21 protein-coding genes and 1 pseudogene are annotated in these 15210 nt (G+C 68.2%); 9 read left to right on the plus strand and 13 right to left on the minus strand.

Annotated elements, in window-relative coordinates; all coding sequences use genetic code 11:
• Positions 1–21 precede the first annotated feature (21 nt).
• Positions 22–663, minus strand: coding sequence for a ferredoxin Fer (gene fer, locus V0Z78_RS13540; RefSeq protein ID WP_336345204.1), 642 nt, complete (start codon positions 661–663; stop codon positions 22–24).
• A 176-nt stretch (positions 664–839) separates the two neighbouring features.
• Between fer and V0Z78_RS13545 the strand changes: the two genes are divergently transcribed.
• The gene (locus V0Z78_RS13545; protein ID WP_336345205.1) at positions 840–1115 is read left to right on the plus strand and encodes a hypothetical protein; all 276 of its coding nucleotides are present in this window, start codon (positions 840–842) and stop codon (positions 1113–1115) included.
• 97 nt (positions 1116–1212) lie between these two features.
• On the opposite strand, the gene V0Z78_RS13550 is transcribed toward V0Z78_RS13545, so the two are convergent.
• Complete coding sequence (locus V0Z78_RS13550) at positions 1213–1368, minus strand: hypothetical protein (protein ID WP_336345206.1); 156 nt, start codon at positions 1366–1368, stop codon at positions 1213–1215.
• A 184-nt stretch (positions 1369–1552) separates the two neighbouring features.
• On the opposite strand from V0Z78_RS13550, the gene V0Z78_RS13555 reads away from it, so the two are divergent.
• Positions 1553–2269, plus strand: a complete 717-nt coding sequence (locus V0Z78_RS13555; protein ID WP_336345207.1) for a class I SAM-dependent methyltransferase — start codon at positions 1553–1555, stop codon at positions 2267–2269.
• Between the two features lie 75 nt (positions 2270–2344).
• On the opposite strand, the gene V0Z78_RS13560 is transcribed toward V0Z78_RS13555, so the two are convergent.
• Positions 2345–2722 carry a DUF7522 family protein gene (locus tag V0Z78_RS13560; protein WP_336345208.1) on the minus strand — a complete coding sequence of 126 codons (378 nt, stop codon included), beginning with the start codon at positions 2720–2722 and terminating at the stop codon, positions 2345–2347.
• Between the two features lie 241 nt (positions 2723–2963).
• On the opposite strand from V0Z78_RS13560, the gene V0Z78_RS13565 reads away from it, so the two are divergent.
• On the plus strand, positions 2964–3527 hold the full coding sequence (locus V0Z78_RS13565) for a universal stress protein (RefSeq protein ID WP_336345209.1): 564 nt from the start codon (positions 2964–2966) through the stop codon (positions 3525–3527).
• A gap of 334 nt (positions 3528–3861) precedes the next feature.
• On the opposite strand, the gene V0Z78_RS13570 is transcribed toward V0Z78_RS13565, so the two are convergent.
• Both V0Z78_RS13570 and V0Z78_RS13575 read right to left on the minus strand, forming a co-directional pair.
• Complete coding sequence (locus V0Z78_RS13570) at positions 3862–5169, minus strand: RNB domain-containing ribonuclease (protein WP_409338742.1); 1308 nt, start codon at positions 5167–5169, stop codon at positions 3862–3864.
• A gap of 70 nt (positions 5170–5239) precedes the next feature.
• Entirely contained in the window at positions 5240–5551 is a 312-nt protein-coding gene (locus V0Z78_RS13575; protein ID WP_336345211.1) for a DUF7562 family protein, read from the minus strand.
• 441 nt (positions 5552–5992) lie between these two features.
• Between V0Z78_RS13575 and V0Z78_RS13580 the strand changes: the two genes are divergently transcribed.
• On the plus strand, positions 5993–6472 hold the full coding sequence (locus V0Z78_RS13580; RefSeq protein WP_336345212.1) for an RNA-binding protein: 480 nt from the start codon (positions 5993–5995) through the stop codon (positions 6470–6472).
• Positions 6473–6527: 55 nt separating this feature from the next.
• Here the strand turns inward: V0Z78_RS13580 and V0Z78_RS13585 are convergent, their stop codons facing one another.
• Entirely contained in the window at positions 6528–7208 is a 681-nt protein-coding gene (locus V0Z78_RS13585; RefSeq protein ID WP_336345213.1) for a DUF1028 domain-containing protein, read from the minus strand.
• A gap of 85 nt (positions 7209–7293) precedes the next feature.
• On the opposite strand from V0Z78_RS13585, the gene V0Z78_RS13590 reads away from it, so the two are divergent.
• Entirely contained in the window at positions 7294–7662 is a 369-nt protein-coding gene (locus V0Z78_RS13590) for a cell division protein SepF (RefSeq protein WP_336345214.1), read from the plus strand.
• A gap of 5 nt (positions 7663–7667) precedes the next feature.
• Here the strand turns inward: V0Z78_RS13590 and V0Z78_RS13595 are convergent, their stop codons facing one another.
• On the minus strand, positions 7668–8003 hold the full coding sequence (locus V0Z78_RS13595) for a NifU family protein (RefSeq protein ID WP_336345215.1): 336 nt from the start codon (positions 8001–8003) through the stop codon (positions 7668–7670).
• A 76-nt stretch (positions 8004–8079) separates the two neighbouring features.
• Positions 8080–9051 carry an ROK family protein gene (locus V0Z78_RS13600; RefSeq protein WP_336345216.1) on the minus strand — a complete coding sequence of 324 codons (972 nt, stop codon included), beginning with the start codon at positions 9049–9051 and terminating at the stop codon, positions 8080–8082.
• Positions 9052–9176: 125 nt separating this feature from the next.
• Between V0Z78_RS13600 and V0Z78_RS13605 the strand changes: the two genes are divergently transcribed.
• Entirely contained in the window at positions 9177–10001 is an 825-nt protein-coding gene (locus tag V0Z78_RS13605) for a DUF2171 domain-containing protein (protein WP_336345217.1), read from the plus strand.
• 30 nt (positions 10002–10031) lie between these two features.
• Here the strand turns inward: V0Z78_RS13605 and V0Z78_RS13610 are convergent, their stop codons facing one another.
• On the minus strand, positions 10032–10478 hold the full coding sequence (locus tag V0Z78_RS13610) for a universal stress protein (protein WP_336345218.1): 447 nt from the start codon (positions 10476–10478) through the stop codon (positions 10032–10034).
• A gap of 100 nt (positions 10479–10578) precedes the next feature.
• Between V0Z78_RS13610 and V0Z78_RS13615 the strand changes: the two genes are divergently transcribed.
• From V0Z78_RS13615 to V0Z78_RS13625, 3 genes and pseudogenes are all read left to right on the plus strand, one after another.
• The gene (locus V0Z78_RS13615) at positions 10579–11316 is read left to right on the plus strand and encodes an SDR family NAD(P)-dependent oxidoreductase (RefSeq protein ID WP_336345219.1); all 738 of its coding nucleotides are present in this window, start codon (positions 10579–10581) and stop codon (positions 11314–11316) included.
• A gap of 36 nt (positions 11317–11352) precedes the next feature.
• Positions 11353–11703: pseudogene (locus V0Z78_RS13620) on the plus strand (DRTGG domain-containing protein); the annotation flags it as partial.
• A gap of 74 nt (positions 11704–11777) precedes the next feature.
• Positions 11778–11957, plus strand: coding sequence for a DUF7511 domain-containing protein (locus V0Z78_RS13625; protein WP_336345221.1), 180 nt, complete (start codon positions 11778–11780; stop codon positions 11955–11957).
• Between the two features lie 219 nt (positions 11958–12176).
• On the opposite strand, the gene V0Z78_RS13630 is transcribed toward V0Z78_RS13625, so the two are convergent.
• The 4 genes from V0Z78_RS13630 to V0Z78_RS13645 all read right to left on the minus strand — a co-directional run bounded on the left by V0Z78_RS13630 (position 12177) and on the right by V0Z78_RS13645 (position 15176).
• Positions 12177–12575 carry a GIY-YIG nuclease family protein gene (locus V0Z78_RS13630; RefSeq protein WP_336345222.1) on the minus strand — a complete coding sequence of 133 codons (399 nt, stop codon included), beginning with the start codon at positions 12573–12575 and terminating at the stop codon, positions 12177–12179.
• Between the two features lie 131 nt (positions 12576–12706).
• Positions 12707–13384: a helix-turn-helix domain-containing protein gene (locus tag V0Z78_RS13635; protein WP_336345223.1), complete on the minus strand. Its 678-nt coding sequence runs from the start codon at positions 13382–13384 to the stop codon at positions 12707–12709.
• A 110-nt stretch (positions 13385–13494) separates the two neighbouring features.
• Positions 13495–13896, minus strand: coding sequence for a MoaD/ThiS family protein (locus V0Z78_RS13640; protein WP_336345224.1), 402 nt, complete (start codon positions 13894–13896; stop codon positions 13495–13497).
• Positions 13897–13988: 92 nt separating this feature from the next.
• Positions 13989–15176 (minus strand): MFS transporter, encoded by a 1188-nt coding sequence (locus tag V0Z78_RS13645; protein WP_336345225.1) that lies wholly within the window; start codon positions 15174–15176, stop codon positions 13989–13991.
• Positions 15177–15210: the final 34 nt, after the last annotated feature.

Consider the following 15210-nt stretch of genomic DNA (forward strand, 5'->3'; position numbering starts at 1 on the left):
GCCGACGGAGTCGAGTCGGGATCAGTCGTTGGCGTGGGCTCGCTCGAACGGACGGGGCGGAAGACGGAGTTCGCCGAGGTCGGGCAGGTCCTTGACGTTGTAGACCACCTTCATCTCGTCGGTGGCCGGCGTGCCGTTGCACGAGAGCCGGATCCCCCGATCGAGCATCTCCGGCGGGAGGATGTGATTGACCGGCATCGCCATCTCGCCCTCCACGATCGCGACGGCACAGTTCGCACACGCCCCGCCCCGGCAGGCGTAGGGCCAGGCGAACCCGCGGTTCTCGGCGGCCTGCAGGAGCGACTCGCCGGGCTGGACCAGAAAGCGGCCGTGATCCGCCGCGTCGAGTCCCTCGTTGGCGGCCTTCTCGAAGAGATCCCCGTCGTCGAGCGTCCAGCCGTAGTCGTCGAGGACCTCGTAGTTGAGGTACTCGACCCGGGACTCCGGCCCCCGGTGGAGGTCGTCCTCCTCGGGATCGACGTCGATCCCCCCGCCGTTATCGCCCGCCTTCACCTCCTCGTACGCCTCCCTGACGAGCTGGAACTCCCGTGCGGAACCGCCCTGGTCCGGATGGCTCTCCATCACCCGGCGCCTGTACGTACGGTCGATCGCCTCCTCGTCTGCATCCGGATCGATCCCTAGAACGGCGAACGGGGACTCCACGAACGGTCCTAGCCGGCCCAGGCTGATAAATCCCTCTCGACGGCGACTTCCCGGCGTACGATCCATTCCCGCGAAACGATCGTCCGCGAGTCCCGTCACCTCCTGGGGACGAGTATTACTTCGTCCTGTAGTTAATCAGGGAAAGAACTAATACGCACCCCTCGCAATACCATACCATGATCGCCCAGAAGGCCGGACGCCGAACCCCACGTCGGTCCGACGAGAAGCTCGCGATCCTGGAGTTCGTCCTCCAGCGAGACAGCGCCCGTCTCAGCACCCTCATCGAGACGCTCTCGCTCGACGACGTCGAGACCCGCGACGTGCTGCTCGAACTGCGTGACGACGATCTCGTCTCCGCCTGCCCGCTGGACGAGGACGACCTCGTCGTGACGTCGCTCCCGCGGCTCCGGGGCCAGGACCGGACGAAGATCCACCGCCTGCTCTACAACTGAACGATTGCCGACCGCTCGCTCGTTTTACGATCGATCCGTCCGACGGATCGTGACGACTACCGAGAACGCACTCCTCGCTCGGTCGCACCCTACTCCTTCACGCACCGTTCGAAGTCTCTCTACTCCCTTCGTCGCTCAAGTTGACGCCCGCGGTGAGCCCCGAGACGTCGCCCCCGACGATCAGTACGTCGATCGTTCGGTTCGACGATCGGGACTCCGGGGTGTTCTCGTGGACCGTGGACCGCCGACTCATGGCGAGGGATACGTCGCGACCGAAGCAATCGTGATCGTCCGGCCCCCTCGTCGACACTCACGATCGACACGTCCGGCGTCTGGTGCCTCTCGGGCAGCCGAGACTGCTGCCGCCGGCGCGAACCCACGAGGAACCGCATGACGTTAGTTCCCGGCTCGCCACGGGGCAACGCACGAATCCGATCATGAACGACCTCCTCCGATCCGTGGTGACGGACTGGCTACGACGGGCGTACAACGCGACGATCAGGAACCACCTCCCGCGGAAGATCGGCTACTACAACGGCGTCGCGGTCCGGGCCCCGCGGCTGTTCGACTTCACCGATCACATCCCGGACTACAAGGCCGAACAGATGGACTGCATCGCCGCCGCGGTCGAGGCCGGGGACACGGTCGTCAACGTCGGCGGCGGTTACGGCGTCTCGACGGTCGTCGCGGCCCGTCGCGTCGGCCCGTCCGGCCGGGTGGCGACCTTCGAGCCCGCGGAGGAGGTGCTCGGTCCGCTCCGCGAGACGGCCGAGATCAACGACGTCGCCGATCGCGTCGAACTGCGGCACGCCGCGGTCGGGTCCCCCTCGCACCCCAAGGGGTCGATCGAGGGGGCCGAGACCCTCCCGCCGTCGGCGCTTCCCGAGTGTGACGTCCTGATCCTGGACTGTGACGGTGCCGAGGCGGAGATCGTGCCCCGCCTCGAGATCCGACCGCGTGACCTCGTGATCGAGTCCCACCCCCGCTACGGCGTCGATACCGGAGCACTGCTGTCGGTTCTCTCGTCCATGGAATACGAGTTTCCGGATCGCTACTTCGACGGAACCGGGGGGACTCACCACTTTCTCGCCACGAGAACCCCGGAGAAGTACTCCGAGGAGTGCACCGCCGGCCGCGACCGCCCGTCCGGCTGAACGGCGCTCGGCGGAGACACCCCGGGCCGGACGAGCCGACCAGCCCGGGCCGGGATGCCGCTTCGGGGTATCGTCTCAGGCCTCGGCCAGGACGGACTTGAGCGCGGTCGAGAGCTCCTCGAAGCGGTCGATCGAGAGCGAGTCGGTCGTCACCCAGACGCCGTGCTCGCCCTCGATGACCCGGGTGAGAAAGCCGTGTTCGAACATGCGGATCGTCGCCTCGTACTCCCCTAACTGGGTGTTCCGGTAGGCCGACTGGGAGCGAAAGCCCATCCGTTCGTGATCGGCGAACCCGACGAGGTCGGCCGTGCGGTCGAGATCCGACCGGAGGTAGAGCTGTTCGACGTGTTCCTCGTCGAAGTAGGTGATGCTCCGGAGTTCATCGCCGACGGCGGTCCGACAGACGCTCAACAGTTCCTCTTCGAGCTCCGGGTCGATGACGTTCTCGCCCATACCATCCAACCGACGGTAGGGCGGAATAAGCTGACGGTGGATGACTCGCCCGTCTCCGGCGAGTCGTTCCTCCCTTGATCTCCCTCGAGGATCTCCGGTACGGATCGGACGACGGTCGATCCACGCTGGAGCCCGCACTCGCGACCTCCCTCGATCCCTCGGAACTCGAACGCGTCTCCGATCACGATACGCGGTGTCGGCGACGGTAACTTACATCACCATCTACCGTGAACTATCCTCCATGGGAGTGGATACACTTCTACTGGCCGTCGGAGAGGAGGACGCCACGCGAATCGATCCGATCGCTGATACGGTGATCGACGTCGCAGTTCCGACCGGGGCGACCGTCGTGATCGCACACGTCCTCACCGAGGAGACGTACCGGCGCGCGCTCGACGAGGCGGGCGAGGAGACGACGACCGTTCTGGAGGAGCGCTTTAGGGACCGACTCCCCGACCGGCCCGGGTTCGAGGGCGACGTCCCGGCGTGGCTCGAACGGCGCTCCTGGACGGGCGAAGAGGTCAGACCGGAGGCGGTCGAGGCCGTTCTCGATCGAAAGGACCTGATCCGGGAGCTGGCGGTGGCGTTCGACGAGGCGGACGTCGAGTACGAGATCCGTGGCTCCGTCGGCGATCCCGCGGAACGGATCGTCGCCATGGCCGACGAACTCGACGCGGACTTCGTCGTCGTGGGCGGTCGGGACCGGTCGGCGACCAGCAGGAAACTGTTCGGGAGCGTCTCCCAGACGATCCTCAGGTCGGTGCGCTGTCCCGTGATCTCGATCCGGCAGGACGTCAGCGAGTAGCCGTCGATCCGCGCACTGTGCGTTCGATCACGCGTCGACGAACCACCTCTTCTTCCCCGAGGACACGTCGCCCGATCGACGACTCGCCTCCTTCCGCTCGTCCGACGAGCTCCTCCGGTCCTCCCGCCGATACTGTACGTGTGAGACGTTCTCGACGTATCATCGAACCTGGGGACCTTTCGCGCTTTCGTGCATATTAACTCGAGTATGAGTAAAGCAACTCGCTACAAGCTGTTCGTACGGGACGCGAAGAAAGTCAGCAGCGACGAACGCCGGTACTGAATCGTTCGGCACCCTCCTCACCGTTTCTCTCCTCTCTCATCGCTTCCGCACGCTACTCCATCTCCGCCTCCGTCGTCTCGGTCTCCGTCCCCTCTACGATCTCGAGGCCGCGGTTGTTGACTGCGTTGGGATCGAGCCCCACCTCCTCGAGGAACTGTTTGTACTCGCGTTCGCACTGTTCGCCGGCCTTCTGGCGGTCCGACGCCCGATCGCAGAGCGCCACCAGGTCCTCCGGAACGTCGTTGGTGTAGACGATCCAGTGGTTGATCAGATCGGAGAGTCGGCGGATGGGGCTCGTGAAGTGTCCGTAGATCTCGAAGTTGAGCGCGTGGTGGCCGCCGAAGGGGTCGTTCATGTAGCGCGCACGCGGCATCACCTTCATCACCGCCCACTGGATCTTGCCCAACTGTCGTTCCGGGGCGCTCTCGAGGGTGGCGTTGACCGCCTTTCGGGGGTCGTCCCACGCCTCACCGGGGATCGAGACGCCGTCGAGCTCCTGGATCTCCTGGAGCGCCTTGTCCCACTCGTCGGGACTCGGTTGGGGGTGGACGCGGTACATCGCCTCGACGCCCCGACCCCACATGAGCTCGTGGGTAACCGCCTTGTTCGCCTTCAGCATGCACTCCTCGATGATGGTGTGGGCGCGGTCCCGACGCGGGTTGAGCACGAGCGAGCCGTCCTCCTTTCGCTGCTCGTGCATCTGATCGGCCAGGTCGTGGACCAGCACGCACTCCTCGTGCAGCGGCGCGTCGGGATCCTCGAGGCGCTTCTCGGCCTGCGCGTAGGTCAGTCGCTCGTTCGACTCGATCACCGACTTGTAGATCTCGATCGTCTCGTAGGAGAGGGTCTCCTTGTCGAGGTGCATCTCCACCGTATGCGCGAGTCGGTCCTCCTCGGGAACCAACGAGCAGACCGTCTCCGCGAGGGTGGGCGGCAGCATGTGTACCGTGTACGCCGGGAGATAGACGGTGTTGGCCCGCTCGACCGCCGAGGACCACATCGACGTCTCCGGGGTGACGTAGTGGGTCACGTCCGCGATGTGGACCCAGAGGACGAACTCCTCGTCGCGCTCCTCGATCGAGATGGCGTCGTCGAAGTCCTGGGCGTCGATCGGGTCGGTCGTCCACGTCGTCAGATCGCGGAGGTCGCGGCGTTCGTCGACCTCGCTCTCGATCTCGCTCTGGACCTCCTCGGTGCGGGCTTCCGCCTCCTCGATCACCTCGGGGGGGAACTCGTCGGGTATCTCGAACTTCTCGAACAGTTCCTCGCGCTTGTTCTCGAGGTGGCGCGCGAGCTCCTCGCTGATCTCGACCGGGCCCTGGCCCTCGACGGTACCGGCCTCGGACTGGGCGTCGGTCATACGCATGCCTCCGGTGGCGTCATGCCCCCGGCTACGATCGAGAGCCAGTTAGACGTATCGGCGTGGCACCCTACCGCTCGCGCTCGCGTTCCTCGGCATCGACGGGGCCGTAGCGCTCCTCGACCAGCGCACAGTACCACGAGAGGAACTCCTCCTGTGGGTGTTCGCCCGCGTCGATCTCCACGAGCAGCCCCTCGAGTTCCTCGCGGGGCTGATGACAGAGCTCGCGATAGCAGCCCTTACAGAGGTGTTCGAACGTCTTCCCCTCCCGGTCCCACCGGTCGCCGTACTTGTCGTACTCGCGCGCGTCCGACCGTTCGACGTCGGCGTCACAGGCGATACAACTCACGGGCCGCTGGCCCTGTTTGCGGGGGCCCCACATGCGTCGCTAGAGGAATGGCCCCCACTTAGCCCTTTTCGCACGGCCGACGCGAAGCGACCTCCGGATCACGAGCGGCCTTCCACCGCGGTTTAGTGGCCGCCGCCCCTCCCGTCGACGAACGGCCCCGACCGACGACTTCGAGACCGTTCGCCAGAGGGCGATCGAGGCGATCGAACGCGATGACGTCGTCTCCGTCTACGCCGGCCTGATCCACGAGGACCGCCAGGACGCCTACTACTTCGCGAACGACGTCGACGACGAGCTTCAGCGCATGGCCGTCCGGCAGCTGGGCATGCTCACCCGAGTGCTCACCGAGCAGTCCGACCTCACCGCCGAGGAGGTCACTGAGATCGCGCGCGAGCGGGCCGACGAGATGAACCTCCAGTCCTGACCGTCGTCGGGAACGGACGTTTTATGCGCGACGGCCGTCAGGAGGTGGGTATGCAGGTCAGATCCCGCCACCACCTCCGCAACGACGAGGTGCGCGAACTCGAAGCCGCCCTGGGGTCGGCGCTGGGCGTCGAGCTCGACGCCGACAGTTACGAGCTCGTCGAGCTCGCGGACTCCCCGTTCGACCTCGTGCTCGTCGACGGCGAGCCCGCGGTCTTCTACTACGAGGACGAGCCCTTCCTCACCGTTCGCGGGGCGAACGACCACCCGCCGGAGACGGGCGTCGTCACCGTCGACGCCGGCGCGGTGTCGTTCGTCTCGAACGGTGCCGACGTGATGCGCCCCGGCATCGTCGACGCCGACGACGACATCGAGCCCGGCGACCTCGTCGCGATCGCCGAGGAGTCCCACGGCAAGGTGCTGGCGGTCGGTCGCGCGGAGACCGGCGGCGACGACATGGTCGGCGAGTCCGGAAAGGTCGTCGACTCGATCCACCACGTCGGCGACGATCTCTACGCGTTCACCGTGTAGTCCGGCCGACGACCCCCTTCCGCCTTCCCCTGCAGAACGCGTTCCGTCTTCTCGGTCACCCGCCGTCCTCGTCGGCCGTCCCATGGGTCTCGGCGTGGCCTCGCCTGGCCAGCTCGTACGTTCCGCGGAGCTCGGCGATCGGCTCCTCGCTCGCGTCGACGCGGAGGTCGTCGTACGCCGCCACCGGCGTCGGTTCCGTCGCCGAGACGACCCGAAGCGCCGAGCTCTGAACGGAGCGCTCCGTCCGCCGGTCCCCGCCCACGTCCTGGCCCGCCGCCAGCGCGTCGATCAGTCTCTCGGCGAGCGGTCGATTCCCGTCCCGGTTCGCCTCGTACGTCTCGGCGGTCGCCTCGAGCACGGACTCGTCGGCCAGCAGGTTTCCGGCGACGGTGTAGCCCTCGCCCTCGCGGTGGCCGAACCACCCCCGACACTCGTCGCCGGAGAAGGCGAACGTTCCTTCGTGGTCGACGCCGTGGAGCTGGCGGCTCTCGACGTCGTCGTCGGCGTTCAACAGCGCACGGAGGGCGTCCTCGATCGCCAGCCCCTTGTCGACGTAGCCGAGCCCCCGACGACCTAGATCGACGTTGACCAGACTCTGTGTGGCGATCGCGCCGTTTCCGCTCACGAACGGGCAGAGCCGACCCACGCCCGGAAGGCGCGTCGTCACCGCGACGCCGAACCGACGGCCGTCGGCTCCGTCGTTAGTGGGTTCACGAACACAGATGCTGAACGTCATCGTCGGCGGTTCGCTGGGCGCCGACAAAAAGGCGTCTCGACGCGTCTGACGCAAGAACTATACGCGCAGGGGAGCACCCTCGTCCATGGGGTTTATGGACAAACTGCTGGGCGAGCAGACCTCCCAAAGTCGCCGCCGAAACGTCGACGACTACGTCGAGGTCGGCCTCGGCGACGTCGAGGCGGGCCCGGGCGAGGGGGGTACGCAGATACACATCGCCGAGATCGACGGCCAGCGCGACCTGATCGCGATCAAGGACGCCATCTACGACGGGGACATCGTCATCGCGGACATCGTCAGGCTGCGAACGAGCGACAGCACGGTCGAGCACGTCATCGACGAGCTCAGACAGGTCGCCCAGGAGGTCGACGGCGACATCGTTCAGAAGGGTGACGATCAGATCATCGTCGCCCCGACGGGACTCTCGATCAACCGGAAGAAGCTCGGTCGCTGAGCGAGCTATCCGCGACCGCCCTCGCTGCGGTCGATGCCCATGACGCTCTCGGGCTGATCGACGCCGAAGCTCTCGCCGGCCTCCGGTGCCCGTACCGTGACCTCCTCGATCTCCGGCCACTGGAGCAGTTCGGCCTCGATGTTGCCGGTCGTGATCTCGCTGACCTCACAGCCTCGACAGCCGCCGCCGAGTTCGATGATGGTCTCGCCGCCGGGCTCGGCCTTGCGGACGGCGCTCGTCCCGCCGTGCATCTCGATGATCGGCATCTGTTTCGCGATCCAGGTCTCGACCCGGGACTGGAGCGTCTCCGCGTCGTCGGGGTCGCCGGCGTCGGTGCTCATTGCTCGAACGTAGTCCGTGTGGACTCGAAAGGGTTTGGGTTGTTCTCGCGGGCGTTGGGCCGAACGATCGCCTCACTCACAGCCGCGAACGGTCGCCGGTCCCGCCGGTGAGCGCGCTCGCGACCGCGCCGTGGAGGACGACGTCGTCGCCGAGCGTCGTGAGCCGGATCTCGGGGAGGTTGACGAACACCATCTCCTCGAGCTTCTCCCGGACGGGATCGAGCGTCAGTTCGGGGTTGTTCGTCGCGACCGCCCCGCCGACGTAGACCACGAGCGGGGCGTAGGCGTGGACGAGGTTCGCGACGCCCATCGCGTTCCAGTGGCTGACCTGGTCGATCACGTAGCGGGCGAACTCGTCTCGCTCGGCCTGCTCGAACACGTCGGCGGCGGAGAAGTCGGGGTCCTCGATCGGGAGGCCGGTGTCCATCCCCTGTGCGTCCCGGTAGAGCAGTCGGGCGTACTCGGGGATGTTGTTCCCCGAGCAGTAGGCCTCCCAGTGGCCGTCGTGGCCACAGCCGCAGGTCCGCAGCCCCTCGGGATCCAGCGTCATGTGGCCGACCTCGCCGGCGTTGCCGTCCCAGCCGGTGAGGACGTTGCCGTCGACCGCGACGCCGGCACCGATCCCCGAGGAGATGGTCAGGTACACCATGTCGTCGGGGTTGCGCTCGGCGTGAAAGCGTTCGCCGATCACCCCGGCGATGGTGTCGTTGTGGAGGTAGACCCGCTCGGAGCCGATCAGCTTCTCGACGGGCCCCGTCAGCGGGACCGTCTCGACGGTGTCGGGGAGGTTCGCGGGGTTCTCGATCGTCCCCGCCGCCAGGTCGAACGGTCCGAAGCTCCCGATCCCCGCCGCCCGAACCTCCCGTGGATCGACCTCTGCCATCGAACAGGCCTCGCGGAGCGTCCGCAACACCGCCTCGGTGACGTCGATGCCCGTCGGTCCGGCCGGGGTCGATCGTTTCGCCGTCGCCAGGATCGTCCCCTCCTCGTCGGCGACGGCCGCTCGGGTGTTCGTCGCGCCGAGGTCCACGCCGGCGTAGTATGCCATCCTGATTGCCGAAACGAGTCGCGCGTCACTTAACTGCATAGATTCTGCCGACAGCGTTCACATGATACCCCCGCACAGGCCGGGTCGCCCATTATCCGACCGGTCGCCCTACTCGCGACCGTATCATGAGCTCCGATTCTCGCACCCGACCGACCGAGGACGACGAGGGAAAGAACGTACTCGACGCAAACGGCGACCGCGTCGGCCTCGTAGCCGCAGTCGAGGGGGGGACGCTCCACGTCGAGACCGATCCGAGCATCACCGACGACCTCAAGGCCGCGCTGGGCTGGGGCGACGCCGAGGACACCCGGGCCGTCGACGAGTCCGAGATCGAGCGGATCACCGGCGACACCGTCCACCTCGCGTCGAGCGGGGGCGGAGCGGACACCGGGACCGCCGACACCGAGGGCGTCGAGCCGGGCACCGGCTCCGAGTCCGGCATCGGGGCCGGCTCCGAGACCGGAGCCCGCGAGGACGTAGCTGCGGACGAACGGGCGGCGGGGTCCGGGGAGGTCGGCGACGCGGGCGACGGGACCACCCCCCGATCCACGGACACCGCCGGAAGTGAGGAGGACGACACGGAGGTCTCCGAGATGCCGATGGACGACACGGGCGACGTCACCACCGGCCGGACGACCGAGTCCGGCGGAAGTGACGAGATGAGCGAGACGGGGGTCGACGAGGCTGCCGAGGATGGGGCGACCGAGGAGATGGGCGTCCCCGGCGAGGGGGTCGGAACGCCCGAGGACGAGGACGTTCAGGACCCCGCCCCAGACGAGCCGCGCGACGCCGAGGACGCCCGCGAGGTGGCCGACGACCTCGACGAGGACACCGAGGGCCCGACCGAGAACCCCGAGGAGCAGCCCTCGGTCGGCGAGGCCGCTACCCGCGGGGCCGAGGAGGACGACGCGAAGCTCGGCTCCGACGACGAACGCGACGACCGCCAGTAGCGCGGAGCCGAGGCGAACGCGGAGTATCCGTCAGTCCTGGACGAAGGTGACGGGACACGGCGAGGAGAGCATCACTTCCTGGGCGGTGCTTCCGAAGACCGCCTTGCCCGCCGGGCTCCGCCTGCGCCCGCCGACGAGCACGCGGTCGGCGCCGACGTCCTCCGCGAGGCCGACGATCGACTCGCCGCGGTCGCCGACGGAGCCGCGGATCTCGTAGTCGATCCCGGCGGCGTCGAGCGACTGGGCGATGGTCCGGGTCTCGACGTGGCGTTCGGCGACGGCGCTGGGGTCGGGACGATCGCCGGCGCTGAAGTCGAGGCGGTCTACCACCTCGTCGTACTCCCGCTGGGTGAACACGTGTCCTAGTACCACGTGTGCGCCCGTCGGCCCCGCGACGTCGATCGTCGCCTCGCCGAGTCGTTTCGCCCTGTCCTCGTCGTCCTGCCCGATCGCGACTAGTATCGTTTCGATCGCCATGCCCCACGTACATGTCCATTCGTTATAAACGCTTACCGGACCTCGACCGTCGTGAGCGCGATTCCCGCACAGCTATGGGACGACCGCCCCGACTCACGACGTGATCGAACCCGACCTCGAGGGGCGGACCGTTCTAGTGACCGGCAGCGCGAAGGGTCTCGGCCGAGCGTTCACGCTCGCCTGTGCCGACCGGGGTGCGGACGTCGCCGTCCACTTCAAGACGAGCGAATCAGCGGCCCGTGAGGTCGCCGAGTCGGCCCGCGAGCGCGGTGCCGAGACGACGACCGTCCGCGGCGACGTCACCGATCCCGACGAGGTCGACGCGCTGTTCGGGATCGTCGAGGCCGACCTGGGTCCGGTCGAGATCCTCGTGAACAACGTCGGCGCGTTCGCGCCGCGACACTGGGCCGAGATCGACGTCGAGACGTGGCGACGCGTGATGGAGACGAACGTCACCGGCACCTACCTCTGTTCGAGGCGCGCGCTGACGGGGATGCGCGATCGGGGCTACGGGCGGATCGTCAACGTCGGCTACGCCTCGAGCGAGAAGGGGATGGTCAACCCGAAGAACGCCCCCTACTTCATGGCGAAGTCGAGCGTGCTGATGTTCACCCGGATGCTGGCGGCCGACACCGCGGAGGACGGGATCACCGTCAATGCGGTCTCGCCGTACGTGATCGAGAACTCCGCGGAGTTCCCCGAGGAGCTCCCCCGAGGGCGACCCGCGGCCTACGAGGACGTGATCCAGGCGCTCTTTACCTTCCTCGAGGAGGGAAGCGGCTACATCAGCGGCACGAACCTCGAGGTCGACGGCGGCTGGCTTCCCGAGGACGTCTGAACGCTCGGAGACCGTTTCCGCGCGGTCGCATCGACGGGCGCGATGGGCGGTGACTCCACGCTCCGACACTTTCGGCGGACGCGAAACGCCGCGCTGATCACGGGCGGCGACCGTTCCGACGTCCGGACCGTCGCGCTCGAGGCCTCGGGTGTGACGCGTCCCGTCCTCACCGGGGGGATCCGGCCGTCGAGCGCGGTCGTCGGCAAGGCCGAGGAGCGGGGGGTCCCGATCATGGTCGTCCGGTCCGACACGCTCTCGACGATCGACCGCGCCGAGGACGTCGTCAGACGCGGTCGAACGCGGGATGCCGAGACCGTCGAGCGGATGTGCGGGCTGCTCTCGAAGCACGCGGACGTCGAGAGCGTGCTCGACGGGTACCGACCGTAGCGCTTCGACCGAACGGCCCTCGACCGGCGTGTGCAAGCGTACGGCAGTTAATCGATACACCGTAATCCACGACCGTGAGCGTTCCATTCCAAGCGCACGACGACGACGGACCGTTCCGCCTCATCACGCACGAGGAGGGCGAGCGGCTCGACTGCTGGACGGTCGTCCCCGAGACGCTTGCGTCCGACGAGCGATACACCGCCTGGATCAGCGCCGACTCCTCGACGTTCGCCGACCTCGAGGAGTGGCGCTGATCGTCCACGGCTTACGAACCCGAACGCGGTCGCAGTCGAAACGGTCCGTCCCGTCGTTTCCACGCGCCGGAATCGCCGTCGTCCTCTTCTCTGCCCCTCACGCGCCCGCTGATCGCCGTCGTTCACCCGAGCGGCCGCGGCCGCGTTCGACTCGGAGCCGGAGCGAAACGCCCTCCGGCTCGTCGGTCGGGGCCGGGGTCTCCGCGTGCGGACGGCCGGTCACCTGTGAGCGCGTTCGACCGCCGCCAGCAGCGTTCGTCGGTCGTCCGTGTACGCCAGATGTGACGAACAGCCGCAGTCCGAGGCTCCGAACCCCGTGATCCCGGCGTCGGGGAGAGCGCGGGCGACCGCACACTCGATCTCCCGTTCGGTGGTGCGAACCGCCCGATCGACACGAGTCGCGTCGTGGTCGAGCAGGTAGTCGACGTGCCAGTGGTGGACGTCTCGCTCGCCACGCGCGAGCTCGCGATGTCGGTCGACCCGCGAGAGGCCGCCGGGACCGAACGCGCTGCCGGTGTACGCGTACCAGCCGGCCGGGAAGCGGTGTTCGCCCAGCGCGCCGACCTCGATCGTCGTCGACTCCGAGAGCTCGATCACGAGCGTGTACGTCCCGCCCATGGTCGGTCCGGGATCGCCGACGTAACGACGCTGTCGGTCGTACTCTAGACGTTCGGGTTCCGGCGGCCGATGCGTTCGCGACCGGGAGATCCGCTCTCCGAGCGCGCGCTCGAGCCGACGTCGCCGCAGGGCTACGACCGCTCGGTCGGTGCCGGCGGTGCCGCCCCTTCCCGTTCGGGGAGCTCGCGGACGAACCGCTTCACGATGACCTCCTCGACGCGGTGGAGCGTCTCGCTGCAGGTCGACTTCGCGACGCCGAGTTCCTCGGCGAGCTCCGTGAGCGAGCACCCCCGTGGCGTGTCGTAGTACCCGCCCTCGACGGCCGCCAACAGCACCTCGCGCTGTCGCTCCGAGAGCAGCTCCTCGGTGTCGACTCGCTCGTGGACGTACTCGACCTCGAACCGGAGTCCGAACCTCCGGAGCCGGTCGCCGAGCACGGAGAGGTGCTCGCGCGAGCCGGTGACGTCGACGGTCGCGACCCCGTTCCGGATCTCGACCGGGAGCTCGATCGGGGTTCGTGACTCCCGTGCCGAGAGCAGGATCAGGGGCTCGGTCGTCTCGAACTGGACGATCGCCCGTCCCTCGTCGCGCTGGAGGACCGACAGCGACGCGAGGTCGTCGGCCGCGCGCATCTCCGCGAGGATCGACTCGACGTCCGGCGCGTCGATCCGCACCACCCCGAACCCGGCGTCCTCGCCGTCGCCGGGCATCGCCGCCAGCACGCGGAAGTCGGCCTCCGGCTGAGCCGTCGAGACCTCCTCGATCCAGACGCCGTCCGGCAGCGTGATCGACAGCCGCGTCCGTGCCATGTGTGTACACGAGCCGTTTTCGTTCGGCGGTGAATACGCTGTCGTTTCGAGCGCCGGCGGTCAGCGGTCGCGGTGGCCTCGGCCACTCGCCCGCCGATCTCAGCCGGCGACTAACAGCAGAACATGAACGGGTAGATGAGCGCGACGCGGTCGCCGTCGCTCAACTCGGTGTCAAGCCCGTCGAAGTGCTCGTTGAACCGCCCGTTGACGGTCACGCGGGCGTACTTGCGCGTCTGCTCGCCCTCGGGGTTCTTCCGCCAGGTGCCCGGTAGCTCGTCGGGAGTGGGCGCCCAGCCGCTGTGGGTGGCCTCGGCCTCCGTCTCGGCGATGAGCATGTGCTCGATGTCGTGCTCCTCGAACAGCGCCGCGAGCAGGTCGCGGAGCTTCGTCCCCTCGAACTCGTACTGAAAGCGGTGTTCGCCTACCGCGGTGTAGACGTGCCCGGTGCAGACGACCGTGACGGTGCGATCGGACGTTCGCTCGGGCTCGCCCTCGGATCGCGTCGTGCTCATGGAGGGTCGTAGTCCCCGGAGCACGGAAGCCACGATCCCGAACACGTTCGGTTGCGGGACGAACGCGCCCTCCCTCCCCTCGACGTCGGGACTCAGAGACCCAGATCCAGCGTCCGGTTGAGCACGAGCGCCGCCACCACTACCGAGAGCAGCGCGACGAACACCGAGAACGCCGCTCCCCAGCCCGCGAGGTCGGCGACGCTGCCGACGACGGCGCTTCCGGTCGCGCTGACGATCATGTACGCCGTCCGCACCAGCCCGAAGCCCGCCCCCTGCTCCTCGGCCGAGAGGTTGTCCATGAAGCGCGGCAGGATCGCGGCCCCCCAGCTCATTCCCGTTCCGACCAGCACGATCGCGCCGACGAGGACCGGAAGCCCGGCCCCGACTACCAGCGTCCCGTACCCGGCGATCCCCGAGAGCGCACAGAGCCCGGCCGCCGCGTCGCGCCCGATCCGGTCCGAGAGCACGCCCACGCCCGGCTGGGTGATCCCGTGGACGACGAAGTAGAGCGAGAACAGCGCGCTCGCGGCCGCCGCCGAGTGGCCGTGGTGGTAGATCAGGAAGGCGGGGAGGAAGGAGGCGGTCGCCTGCCAGACGAACTCACAGAGGATCGCGAGCAGCGCGGTGAAGGCGATCCGCGGGCGGGTAAGCAGGTCCCGAACGGGCCCGAGGGCGAAGCGTTCGCGCATCGGCTGGCCCGGGCGGGCGGGCTCGGTGGGCCGCACCTTCCAGGCGAACAGCAGGAAGATCGGCGCCGCGACGAGCGCGCCCAGCCCGATCGAGGCGCGCCAGCCGACCCAGCCGGCGACCGCCGCGGCGGCGACCGGCGCGAGCAGGCCGGCGAGCGGCGCCCCCGAATTGTGCAGGCCGATCGCGGTGCCGACCCCGTCGAACGTTCGCGTCAGCAGGCTGGTCGCGACGCTGTAGTGGAGGCCGGCGACCCCGCCCAGAACGACGGTGAGAAGCACGAAGACCGGCATCGACGGCGAGAGCGAGAGCAGGCCGCTCGCCGCAGCCGTGAGTCCGATCGCGGCGAGGATCACCGTCCGTTCGCCGTAGCGGTCCGCGAGCACGCCCGAGGGGAACTGCGCGAGCGCGTACGCCGCCCAGAGCCCCGTCAGCGCCAGCCCAACCAGCCCGGAGGAGGCGCCGAACGCCGCCTCGATCCGGGGAACGACGGGGCTGATCACCAGCCGCGCGACCATCGTCGCGAAGAACGCGAGCGTACAGAGGACGAGGACCGTCCACCGATAGTCCCATTCCCGCTTCCGCCGAGCCATCCCCTCTGCCTACCCGAGCCACCCCGAAGTCCCC

The sequence above is a fragment of the Halalkalicoccus sp. CG83 genome (assembly GCF_037081715.1).
Taxonomy (GTDB): Archaea; Halobacteriota; Halobacteria; order Halobacteriales; family Halalkalicoccaceae; genus Halalkalicoccus; species Halalkalicoccus ordinarius.

Coding starts and splice junctions, on each gene's coding strand:
- V0Z78_RS13600 (WP_336345216.1), bottom strand. CDS start 9,051: ATGGCATACTACGCCGGCGTGGACCTCGGCGCGACGAACACCCGAGCG.
- V0Z78_RS13550 (WP_336345206.1), bottom strand. CDS start 1,368: ATGAGTCGGCGGTCCACGGTCCACGAGAACACCCCGGAGTCCCGATCG.
- V0Z78_RS13640 (WP_336345224.1), bottom strand. CDS start 13,896: ATGAGCACGACGCGATCCGAGGGCGAGCCCGAGCGAACGTCCGATCGC.
- V0Z78_RS13595 (WP_336345215.1), bottom strand. CDS start 8,003: ATGAGCACCGACGCCGGCGACCCCGACGACGCGGAGACGCTCCAGTCC.
- V0Z78_RS13645 (WP_336345225.1), bottom strand. CDS start 15,176: ATGGCTCGGCGGAAGCGGGAATGGGACTATCGGTGGACGGTCCTCGTC.
- V0Z78_RS13585 (WP_336345213.1), bottom strand. CDS start 7,208: ATGACGTTCAGCATCTGTGTTCGTGAACCCACTAACGACGGAGCCGAC.
- V0Z78_RS13630 (WP_336345222.1), bottom strand. CDS start 12,575: ATGGGCGGGACGTACACGCTCGTGATCGAGCTCTCGGAGTCGACGACG.
- V0Z78_RS13565 (WP_336345209.1), top strand. CDS start 2,964: ATGGGAGTGGATACACTTCTACTGGCCGTCGGAGAGGAGGACGCCACG.
- V0Z78_RS13560 (WP_336345208.1), bottom strand. CDS start 2,722: ATGGGCGAGAACGTCATCGACCCGGAGCTCGAAGAGGAACTGTTGAGC.
- V0Z78_RS13590 (WP_336345214.1), top strand. CDS start 7,294: ATGGGGTTTATGGACAAACTGCTGGGCGAGCAGACCTCCCAAAGTCGC.
- V0Z78_RS13570 (WP_409338742.1), bottom strand. CDS start 5,169: ATGACCGACGCCCAGTCCGAGGCCGGTACCGTCGAGGGCCAGGGCCCG.
- V0Z78_RS13545 (WP_336345205.1), top strand. CDS start 840: ATGATCGCCCAGAAGGCCGGACGCCGAACCCCACGTCGGTCCGACGAG.
- V0Z78_RS13555 (WP_336345207.1), top strand. CDS start 1,553: ATGAACGACCTCCTCCGATCCGTGGTGACGGACTGGCTACGACGGGCG.
- V0Z78_RS13605 (WP_336345217.1), top strand. CDS start 9,177: ATGAGCTCCGATTCTCGCACCCGACCGACCGAGGACGACGAGGGAAAG.
- V0Z78_RS13635 (WP_336345223.1), bottom strand. CDS start 13,384: ATGGCACGGACGCGGCTGTCGATCACGCTGCCGGACGGCGTCTGGATC.
- V0Z78_RS13575 (WP_336345211.1), bottom strand. CDS start 5,551: ATGTGGGGCCCCCGCAAACAGGGCCAGCGGCCCGTGAGTTGTATCGCC.
- V0Z78_RS13610 (WP_336345218.1), bottom strand. CDS start 10,478: ATGGCGATCGAAACGATACTAGTCGCGATCGGGCAGGACGACGAGGAC.
- V0Z78_RS13580 (WP_336345212.1), top strand. CDS start 5,993: ATGCAGGTCAGATCCCGCCACCACCTCCGCAACGACGAGGTGCGCGAA.